Here is a 10,847-nt window from a genome sequence, read left to right on the forward strand (position 1 = left end):
GCACTTTAGTCGATACCTAGGGAATCCCAGATTTCGTCAACGCGTTGTTTGACCTTGTCATCCATAACGATAGGCTCACCCCATTCGCGATCCGTTTCTCCTGGCCACTTATTGGTTGCGTCCATGCCCATTTTCGAACCTAAGCCAGAAACAGGTGAAGCAAAGTCGAGATAATCGATCGGGGTGTTTTCCACTAGGGTGGTGTCACGAGCGGGGTCCATACGGGTGGTGATCGCCCAAATGACATCATTCCAGTCGCGTGCGTTGACATCGTCATCACAGACAATGACGAACTTAGTGTACATAAACTGGCGTAAGAACGACCAGACTCCCATCATTACTCGTTTTGCATGTCCTGGATACTGCTTTTTCATGGTCACTACGGCCATGCGGTATGAGCAGCCTTCTGGGGGCAGGTAAAAATCGACTATCTCTGGGAATTGCTTTTGCAGTATAGGTACAAATACCTCGTTCAGGGCGACGCCTAAAATAGCCGGCTCATCGGGTGGGCGGCCAGTATAGGTGCTGTGATAAATAGGATTTTCACGGTGCGTAACATGCGTCACCGTCATAACAGGGAAGTCATCGACCTCATTGTAATACCCGGTATGGTCACCATAAGGCCCTTCTGGGGCGCGCTCGTCCTGAGCAATGTAACCTTCAAGCACGAATTCGGCACTAGCGGGAACCTGTAAATCATTGGAAACGGACTTGACCACTTCGGTCTTACCGCCACGAAGTAAACCTGCAAAGGCGTATTCACTCAGAGTATCGGGCACAGGTGTTACCGCCCCTAGTATGGTGGCAGGGTCGGCTCCGAGGGCAACCGACACCGGGTAAGGTTCACCCGGATGCTCTTTACACCACTCTTGAAAGTCAAGCGCACCACCGCGATGGGATAGCCAACGCATGATGATTTTGTTTTTCCCCAGTAATTGCTGGCGATATATACCGAGGTTCTGACGTTTCTTGTACGGGCCCTTGGTAACGGTTAGGCCCCAAGTGATCAACGGTGCAGCATCACCCGGCCAGCAGTGCTGAATGGGCAGGCGGGTTAAATCTACTTGCTCCCCAGCTAATACTACTTGTTGGCATGGCGCTTTCTTCACTTCCTTCGCTGGCATGTTAAGCACTTGCTTGAACACCGGCAGCTGGCCTATGGCTTCTTTAATACCTTTCGGGGGCTCAGGCTCTTTTAAAAAGGCCAACAGCTTACCTACTTCACGCAAGGCCTCTACATTATCTTGGCCCATACCTAGGGCTACGCGTTCAGGAGTGCCAAAGAGGTTAGCTAATACCGGAATGTCGTAACCTTTGGGGTTTTCAAATAATAGGGCCGGGCCTTTAGCGCGCAATGTGCGATCGGCTATTTCCGTCATTTCCAGGTAAGTATCGATGGGCTGGCTAATTCGTTTGAGCTCGCCGCGCTTTTCCAATAACGCGATAAAGTCGCGAAGATCTTTATATTTCATTACGCCTCGTTAAGCCTGAGTGTTTGCAGCATTATACTGTAACCCAATGGAAAAGCGATCAGTGGCTACGGTGACACTGCCAGGTTTCATTTCCTATCATTAGCATTGCTTCATCGCCCTTGCCCCAGAAGGTCATCTCACCGTTAGTATATTTACTCCCGGAGGCTGAGCGTTCTCCCGATAAACTGTAAGTATCGCCGTCAAGCGTTAATGTGGCCGTGCTGTCGTTATATTCGACCTTTAATACCGATCCAGAGTCACACCGATAGCTAACGCCAACGGAATTGTCGGATGGCTCTATGGATAACTCTGAACATGCAGATAACAAAGTGACAAGTAATAATATTATTAGGGAGGGCTTCATAAGTGAAAGACTCCTATTTTGTGGACAACTACAGTGTAGCGTATGCACTTAACTGGGCCTATTACCCTTTTTTAGGATTTATTGAAGCTGCGTTAGCTCACCGTCTTTTTGCTATGACTTGAGCGCCCGACCCTTGGAGTGAGCGACGATAAATAAAGTTATCAGCACAAACAAAAAATCGCGGGCGCATTCGGTGCTGGTATTGCGCTAAATCCGCATCGCATACAACGTTGGGCTAGAGACTGGCGTTTGTGCTGATGTTAGCGACCTTTTCATCTAGTCCGTAGCTGGAACCATGATTGCTATCGCGGTACACTCTTGTAACTTATTTAACAAAAATAAAAAGTACTACTTTTAAAATGCATTTCATGGAGTGAAATAATGAAATTATTTATTGCCCTGCTGTTGGGGCTTGTTAGCACGGCCGTTGGTGCCGAGGAAGCCAAAACAGAGCTTATTCCCCTAGAACATTTCTCCCGTAGCGCACAGTACCATTCTCTTAAATTATCTCCCGATGGCGCCTACTTAGGGGCGATGACCAAAAAAGAGGGCAAGGATGTTCTGTTTATTCTTGATACCGAAAACTTCAAAATGCATCACGGCGTCAGTTTTCCCGGCAATGCACAGGTTGGCGATTATCAGTGGGTCAATAATGAGCGCGTGGTGTTAAGCAAAGAGTATTTGCAAGGCTGGAAAGATCATCCTGAGTATTATGGTGAATTATTTGGCGTAAACGTCGATGGTAGCCGCTCTAAATATCTGATGGGCTATCAGGGGGAGCAACAGACGGGCTCGCGTTTACGTAAGGCGACCTCCGTATACGGCACCTCTTATATTCTTGACCCATTGGTTGATGATGAGCGACATATGCTGGTGGTTACCTACCCTTGGACTGGCAGCAAGGAGCCGCATACCATCGTTTATGAAGTGGATGTGTATCGCGGGTTGCGCCGTCAGGTCACCCGTTCACCGTCGCGTATGGCGCAGTTTTTAACTGACGAGCAAGGACGCTTGCGGGTATCGGTCTCCACTGATAATGACACCGACCAAGAGATTCACTTACGTGACCTTGATGAGGGTCAGTGGGTTGAGCTTGAGCGCGGGGCCATAGGGTTGTCAGATATCAAGTTGCATGGCTTTAACCAAAAAGGGGATGTGGTGTACGCCAGTGCCTCTAAAAATGGTGAACCAGCAGGCCTTTATAAGTTGAACTTAGAGACTAAAACCCATGAATTGGTCTATCAAGAAGAGCATGTCTCTCCTAGCAAGGTATGGGTTGATGAGGTCGATAAATCGGTATTCGCGATTGAATATGAAGCGCAATATCCTAATTATGCTTTTGTCGATAAGAATGCGCCTATGGCAAAGCGTCTTAAGGGTCTTTTGCAAGCAGTTCCTGGACGGCAAGTACGCATTATCAGTAGCACCGAAGACGGTAACCTGAGTGTGGTGTGGACAGGTAGCGATCGTCACCCCAGTAGCTTTTACCTGTTTAATGCCAGTACCAACGAATTGAAGTTTTTGTTCTCGTCGCGGCCTTGGATTGATACTACGCAAATGTCACAAACCAAGCCCATTCAGTATACTGCGCGTGATGGGCTGAATATTTACGGTTACTTTACCGTGCCCCATGGTAAGGAATTAAAAGACTTACCATTAGTTGTACTTCCCCACGGCGGCCCCCATGGTCCTCGTGACTGGTGGGGATTCGATCCCGAAGTACAGCTCTTGGCTAGCAGAGGCATAGCTGTGTTGCAGGTCAACTTCAGGGGCTCAGGCGGCTTTGGTGGCAACTTCCAGCGTGCAGGGTATCGCAAATGGGGCAGTGATATTCAGTATGACATCATTGACGGTGTTAACTACGTGGCAGAGCAAGGCTGGGTTGATAAAGATAATATGTGCATCATGGGGGCCAGCTTTGGCGCTTACTCAGCATTGCAAAGCGCTATTATTGAACCCGATATGTTCCAATGTGCGGTGGGCGTAGTCGGGGTCTATGATTTGCCGTTGATGTTTGATGAGGGTGACGTGGCTGCGCGCGATAGTGGCCAGCGCTACTTACGCAAGGTCTTAGGCAACGACAAGAAGCAGCTAAAGGCGTTCTCACCGAGTTACAATGTCGATAAATTAAAGGCGCCCGTACTCATTGTTCATGGAGGAGAAGATCAGCGCGCCCCCATTGAACAGGCCGAGTCTTTGATAGCCGCCTTAGATAAGGCCGAACATCCGTATCAATATGTGTTGCTGGAGGATGAGGGGCACGGCTTTTATAACGCCGAGCACCAACTTCACTATTACCAGCAGATGATCGCGTTTGTCACTGAACACCTTAATTTATAAAAGGTTTAGCTTGTGATTGAGCGATGTAAAAAGGCCCTGTTTTGAAACAGGGCCTTTTAGTAAGAAAATGGCCTACAGCCGCAAGGGCAAGCAGGCCACGGGAACAAACCTAGTGTGCGTGGTCATGCTCATCTTCAGCGATACCTAACCACTGCAATTTACTGGCAGCAAAGTTAAGCTCTTGGGTCGCAGTGATGGCCTGCGACTCTAAGTCCACTTTGTGTAGCATGTTCTCTTGCTGATTGAGCACGTAAAGAGCTTCCTCGTCTGCGGCAACCGCTAACTGGTAGTTCTCTGATACCTCAGAAAAAAGGTTGAAGTGAGTGCTGTGATGCCAGCCTCCATCGCCTTCAAAAACGTGTAAGTCACCGTGATTATCGAGAATAAAGTAAGCACCGTGATGAGCGCTAAAGGTGCTAGCCAAAGCATCGACGTCGGCTTCATCACGCCATAACACTTCGGTCATATCATGATTTTCTGGATCGAGGTTGAACAATCGCTTTGCTGAGGTAATGGCAAGCAGATCATGCGAGTTATGGCTTGCTTTGATGGTGCCAATGCGACCCTCAAGCCCCTCTGGGTTGGCTATCTTATGAGCACTGAAGCTCGTATCTTGCTGCTCTATTAGCAGTACACCATCGCTACACCCAAAGGCGATATGTTCTTCATTTTGCGCGCTGCCGTGGAGCATCGGGCAGGTTGGTGCAAAGCGTAGTTCATGGTGAAGATGATCATCATGGCGGTGAAACAGCTCAACTTGGCTAGGCAATACAGTGTCACTGCTGGCCTCTCGATAGGTTGCTAGCACGTAGTCGCCGCGTATCTGTGCGGCACCATGCATATAAGTAGCAAACTCATGGTGGGCAATTACCTCACCTTCGCCAATATGATGATCGTCAAGTAGGGTGACTGATGCGTTGACCGTGTTTTGTTTATCACCATCGAAAAATAAGGCCGCTTGTTGCTCTGCAGCGTCAAAGTGTGTCGGCTTAGCACCACTAAGTTGTAACGATGACAAGCTAGGGGCTTGCTCGTAAGGGTGCATATGGTCGCCATGGTCTTCGCTATAAACGCCACCATCAAGAAACTCTACTAAGCCTTGGTCTCGCTGGATCAGCGCGGCGTAACGCAATGAGGGTGTAGCGTACATGCCAGATACCACATGCGTTGTCGGTAGTAGCTCGACGAGGCTTAAGTCCTCAGCGTTAAATACGCTTACTTCAGCCTGTTCAGCCGCCGAAATTAACAGGCGTCCGGCAATGTGTTCATCATTATGCTCATGCTCTGAATGCTCTTCAGGTACAGCTTCTGTGGGTTGATTTAGGTCATCGATGCTGTCGCCACAACCCCACAATAATGTCGTCGCAACTAATAATGGTAAATAACGTAAGCGCAAAGCAAGCTCCTTAATAATTATTCTGGCTCCATGTTTTGTTATATAGTAACATTAAGGTGTTATATTGCAACATAACATTGCTTGACGCCGGCTTTTAGTAACAGCTAGGAGTTATCGCTTACTAGCTACAGTGCTTTAGCGCTATTTTAGCTTTAGGATGGTTTTGTTCGGCGGCTCTCTTAAACCACAGACATGCTTGTTGAGTGTCTTGTTCAGTGCTTTGGCCTTTTAAATACATGTCACCTAAGTTGTATTGCGACCAAGCATCACCTTGCTCGGCACCACGCTGAAAAGCGCTCAATGCCTCAGTCCACAAGCCTTGACGAAAATACTCAATACCTTTTTGGTTGGCTTGATTTAATTTAGGCCCTTCGTAGAGAGGTTTTGGCTTAGGTCGTGGACGAACGATGCCGCCGTCAATGTAGATATGCTCTGGGCGACGGGCTGAAATAATCGTGCCCTGCGCAAATAAAGGGGCGAGCTGCTGACGCTCAAGAGAGATGGAATTTGTTAAAAAGTAGCTATCAAGCATTAAATTATCCATGCTGATGGCTTTGTCTGTGCCGCTTTCTCGCTTATAAGTGACACTACTGACTTTGAAAGTGACGGTATCAGGATCAACAGCTTTAACCTGAGGCACTTGATACCCCGGCGCTGCGTCTTTACCAAGGGCACGACTTAAGCCTTGCTTTTCGAAAACGTACACATCCCAAACTTTGGGCGCAGCTAAGTTGGCAGCCATTTGTTGCCCTTGTTGGTGGTTATGATTAACAAGCAAAACCACTAATGCTGCAATAAGCCATAAGCCCAAGCTATGGTAAGTCGCCCAAATGAGCCAATGGCTCAGAGCTGCGCCGGGCCTGCCTAGCGGCATCAAGGGTAAGCCATAAGCACTGAGAACTGAATAGCGGCCAAAGCGTTTATTGATATGAGTCGGAGCGAGTCGCTCGGTGGGGACGGCAGAAACTGGCATACTAACATTCCTTGTTGCGCAAGTATTTTCACACTAGCGCAACTAAAAAATGTTAGCAAGATTTTATTTTGCTTGAATTTTGTCCTTAGCATCGGCGGCCATATAGGCAAAAACGGCATACGCAGCGGTATTTTGCTTTAGCTTATGTGGTTCGATTTTATCTAAGGTGTCATCAGCGGTGTGATGGTAATCAAAGTAGTCGGTGCCGTCTTGATGCAAGGCAAATATAGGGCTCGATTGTGCTCGTTCAAACGGGATTAAGTCCGGCCCTCCTCGGGCTGAGTTTGCGCCGATATAGGTTACATCGAGAGGTCTCAGTTGCTCAGCAATCGCGCGCACTATGGGTAAGGATTGGGCATGCACGTTCGATTCGAACGCATACACGACATCGGCGCCAAAATCCGATTCGGCGGCTGCAACGATGTGATCTAACTCATCACTATGTGCTTTGACATAATCTTTAGCACCCCACAGGCCAAGCTCTTCAGCGGCAAAGAGGACAACACGAATACTTCGCTGTGGGCGTTTCACCGCTGCCACATGCTTTGCTGCTGCCATGGTGATTGCAACGCCTGCGCCGTCATCTAAGGCACCGGTGCCTAAATCCCATGAATCAAGGTGGCTAGCTAAGAGCACGTATTCATCAGGTTTACTATGGCCAGTTATCTCACCAATCACGTTATAGCTCTCGCCCTGTCCTAAATCTTCGGTTTGTATATTGATGTGCACGGTGACTTGTTCGCCGAGTGCGATAAGTCGCGCAATTTGATCGGCATCTGGGTTGGCAATAGCCACATTGGGGATCTTGCTTACCCCTTCTTTATAGTGACTGCCACCGGTATGAGCAAAACGGTGATGGCTGGTGCTGACTGAGCGCATCATATAGCCAATTGCGCCTTTTTGTGCCGCGACAACGGCGCCTGAACTGCGCGCTTTCACTGCAGGCCCATAACCGTTGCCATCAATATCACGGTCCATGCGATAGTTCACATAGGCAATTTTTCCTGCTAGCGAGCCGGCGGGTGCAGCTTGTAACTCTGCCAGCGTTTCAAATAACACGATAGGAGCGGTTAGGCCGTCTTTTGCGGTGCTGACGCTGTTGCCTAAAGCCGTTAGATGCAGTGGCTGCTTGCTAGGAGTGAGTATATGTCCTGATTCATGATAGCGACGCCAGTGTGGGAAATGGGCTTTTTCGAGCCACACTTTATCGAAGCCGAGCCGTTCGAACTGAGCTTTGGCCCAAGCGACGGCCTTTTTATCATTCTCGGTACCCGGCAGGCGAGGGCCGACCTCGGTGGTAAGGGACTCCACGAGCTGCCAACTTAACTCGCTGTTTTGTGCCTGCTGACGAATTTGTGCGGTGTGTTGTAATTGTTCAGTGGTAAATTGCTCTGCGGCTGCTTGCTGTATTGGCGCTAGTGCGAGTAGGGGCAGTGCCAACAAAGAGACAAACTTCATGGTTGTTCCTAGGTCTTGAGATAAAAGTGTATTTAATCACATCCTTACTCATGGTGATAATTTATGCGCTAGGTCGGGAGGGAGGCCGCCAAGAGGCGACCTCTTTATGGTTAGAAGCTGAACTGGACAGCGAGGCGGAAGTTCGTGCCTTCGCCAACAGTGACATTACTGACGCCACCGCCGGCAAGGTAGTCAGTATCAAATAGGTTCTCAATATTGAGTCTTAAGTCAATGTCATTACCGGCAAGCTTAAGCGCGTAGGTAGCACCGACATCGACGCGCGTATACGCATCTTTCTCAACGGTATTGGCACTGTCGGCAAAGCGTTTTCCGGTGTAAAAAACGCCAGCATTAAAGGCCAGGGCATCGTTAAGCTCATAGCGTGACCACAGTGAAGCCGACCACTTGGGTGCATCCGCAGGGCGGTTGCCCTCATAATTCTCGTCACGTTCGTATTGAGCATTTAGATACATAGTGGACGCCATGACGAAAAAACGATCGGTGACCGCGCCCTGTGCGGCGAGCTCTAGGCCCTTATGACGCTGCTCGCCAACCTGTGTAGTGATTGAATCATAATCGGGGTGTTCAACGAGCTCAGTGACTAAGGTGCCGTCTTTACTGATATCAAACAGTGAGCCGCTTAGTAGTAAACGGTCATCGAACAACTGCCACTTAGCACCGAGCTCTATTTGCTCAGAAGTCACAGCGTCAAGTTTCATATTATGATTCTTGTCGGTTTCATTATTGAGCTTATCGGCGCCCTGCGGCTCGAAGCCTTCTGAGTAGCTGAGGTAAATCGTGGCGGTATCCAGTGGGTGGTAAAGTACGCCTAGTTTAGGAAGTACAGATTCATTGTCGGCACCGGTTTTATTTTGCTTATCATAGCGTCCACCAATAGAGACTTGCCACTGTGGGTTCACAGTGATCAAATCCTGAATATAGATACCGTAGTAGTCATATTCTGCGGTGTATAAGCTATCATCGCTTTGATAGCTTACATTGGGGCGGCTTGGCTGTTGCTGCGCGAGCGTGTAATCCACTGCATCTGCGCGGGTGCGAAGCTGTCCATAATAGTAATCTAGACTATTGGCACCAATCAGTAGTTGGTGTTGCATATTGGCCAGCTTAAATTCGCCAACAAAGTCGATGTAGGCGGTAGTAAATTGCCAATCATCAAAGCGATCATAGGGGCGCGAGGTGTAGCTATCACCGACTTGATAGTCGCTCGGTTTGCGCGGTGCTGACTCAAAACGTTGGCGCTCGAACGTTTGCTCGTTGTAGCCTACTTTCACTTGCCACTGGTTGTTAATGAAATGGCGTACATCAAGACCGATATTTTCCACAGTAATATCAGTGAAAGCCCAAGAAAAATCGTAAATCGTTTTATCGTCACCGATAAGCTCGCCATCGTTGTTTAGCCAAGCCCCAGTGTCTAATCCTGTTTTATCATCGGTGCGGTCGTAATGTACGCGTATTAAGGTGTCGTCCGTGAGGTCATAATCTAATACCACAGCGCCCAAAAAGCGGTCTCGTTCGCGTTCTTCGCCGTTGGGGTATTCGCGCCAGAAGTTAACATCTTGCTTGACTAAAACGCCGCGTCCGCGCAGGCGCTCATCTTCGGTTAGTGCAGAGCTTGCATCAAGCATAAAGCGAGTGGAGCCGTGTTGATCGATATCTGCCGCAAGGTTAATAAATTGATTGGCGGTGGGCTTTTTAGTCACCATATTGACCAACCCGCCCGGACCAGACTGACCATAGAGGATACTCGAAGGGCCTTTGATAACCTCAACACGCTCAAGGATTTCAATCGGTTGTTGGTAATGAGACCAATGCTGGTGGCCATCGCGTAAGTAGCCAGTCGATGAACTTAAGCCAAACCCACGCATGTTGAATGTTTCTCGGTTACGCTGTTTCGAGCCCGATGTAAGGCTGGCGTCATTACTCAGTACTTCGCCGAGTGTGGTGGCCAGTTGCTCATTAACGACAGTGTCAGGAATAACAGTCACAGACTGAGCCGTCTCTAGCAGTGAAGTATTTGTGCGTAAGGCGCCTGAAGCGCTATCCACTTTATAGTCGTTAAAATAAGAGCCGACGACTTCGATCTTTTCCATGTTTTCAGTTGCGAGAGTCGCGGTAGGGAAGGCAGCTGCGATTGCTAAGGTGAGCGCGTGGCGGTTCATAATAATTACCTAGATAAAAAACAACGTTGCGCATATTAATGAAAGTAATTATCAATTGCAATTGTTGTTTTTTACTCGTACATATTGAAGTAACTGTTGGTATTCATTATGAATTTGTTGAAAGTCTGCGTTACTGTGGGTGTTTTTATCCGGGTGGTACGCAAGCGCAAGCGTGCGCCATCGCTTTTTTAGTGCCTGCATTTGAATCGGCTGTGACAATTTCCAACGTTTGTTAATACGTGCTAGGGTCGTATCGTCTAAAGTGTTAATGGGCAAGGCTTGCCAAAACTGGTCTAACAAGTCTATAACTTGCTCGCGAGATAAGGCGTAATTCTGCCAATTGAGGTAATATTCTCGCAATGAATCGTTGCTGCTAGGTCGTTGTTTTGGGTGGCCGTAAACGAGCTGAATATGTAAACTAGATATGGACAAATAGCAGTCGCTTTTGAGCAATTCATCTTGCAGCTGAAACAGTGCATTCATAATGATGAAGTTGCGTTTAGCTAAATCGGCCATGGAGTCTTCATCAAGGCGGCCAAGGTGACCGTGTGCTCTTAATTGGCTAGCCAGGGTATGGACTTTCCAACTTTGACCGTCCGTTAAGAGCGCTAAAATAGGCTCTATGAGTGGGTTGTAATGTGAGTCGTCCATAATAAAACCGTTA

8 protein-coding genes are annotated in these 10,847 nt (G+C 48.4%); 1 reads left to right on the forward strand and 7 read right to left on the reverse strand.

Annotation, left to right across the window (positions count from 1 at the left end; all coding sequences use genetic code 11):
• Window positions 1-5 precede the first annotated feature (5 nt).
• Entirely contained in the window at window positions 6-1,472 is a 1,467-nt protein-coding gene (gene ubiD, locus PRUTH_RS00325; protein ID WP_053911849.1) for a 4-hydroxy-3-polyprenylbenzoate decarboxylase, read from the reverse strand.
• A 58-nt stretch (window positions 1,473-1,530) separates the two neighbouring features.
• Window positions 1,531-1,836, reverse strand: coding sequence for an MliC family protein (locus PRUTH_RS19375; protein ID WP_051034431.1), 306 nt, complete (start codon window positions 1,834-1,836; stop codon window positions 1,531-1,533).
• A 381-nt stretch (window positions 1,837-2,217) separates the two neighbouring features.
• On the opposite strand from PRUTH_RS19375, the gene PRUTH_RS00335 reads away from it, so the two are divergent.
• Window positions 2,218-4,176, forward strand: a complete 1,959-nt coding sequence (locus PRUTH_RS00335) for an alpha/beta hydrolase family protein (RefSeq protein WP_151172263.1) — start codon at window positions 2,218-2,220, stop codon at window positions 4,174-4,176.
• Between the two features lie 109 nt (window positions 4,177-4,285).
• Here the strand turns inward: PRUTH_RS00335 and PRUTH_RS00340 are convergent, their stop codons facing one another.
• The 5 genes from PRUTH_RS00340 to PRUTH_RS00360 form a co-directional block, all read right to left on the reverse strand.
• Window positions 4,286-5,572, reverse strand: a complete 1,287-nt coding sequence (locus tag PRUTH_RS00340) for a hypothetical protein (RefSeq protein ID WP_151172264.1) — start codon at window positions 5,570-5,572, stop codon at window positions 4,286-4,288.
• A 121-nt stretch (window positions 5,573-5,693) separates the two neighbouring features.
• Window positions 5,694-6,545 carry a tetratricopeptide repeat protein gene (locus PRUTH_RS00345; RefSeq protein ID WP_151172265.1) on the reverse strand — a complete coding sequence of 284 codons (852 nt, stop codon included), beginning with the start codon at window positions 6,543-6,545 and terminating at the stop codon, window positions 5,694-5,696.
• Between the two features lie 63 nt (window positions 6,546-6,608).
• Complete coding sequence (locus tag PRUTH_RS00350; protein WP_151172266.1) at window positions 6,609-8,003, reverse strand: M20/M25/M40 family metallo-hydrolase; 1,395 nt, start codon at window positions 8,001-8,003, stop codon at window positions 6,609-6,611.
• A gap of 110 nt (window positions 8,004-8,113) precedes the next feature.
• The gene (locus PRUTH_RS00355) at window positions 8,114-10,183 is read right to left on the reverse strand and encodes a TonB-dependent siderophore receptor (RefSeq protein WP_151172267.1); all 2,070 of its coding nucleotides are present in this window, start codon (window positions 10,181-10,183) and stop codon (window positions 8,114-8,116) included.
• Window positions 10,184-10,234: 51 nt separating this feature from the next.
• Entirely contained in the window at window positions 10,235-10,834 is a 600-nt protein-coding gene (locus PRUTH_RS00360; protein ID WP_151172268.1) for a DNA-J related domain-containing protein, read from the reverse strand.
• Window positions 10,835-10,847: the final 13 nt, after the last annotated feature.

Source organism: Pseudoalteromonas ruthenica (assembly GCF_008808095.1).
Taxonomy (GTDB): Bacteria; Pseudomonadota; Gammaproteobacteria; order Enterobacterales; family Alteromonadaceae; genus Pseudoalteromonas; species Pseudoalteromonas ruthenica.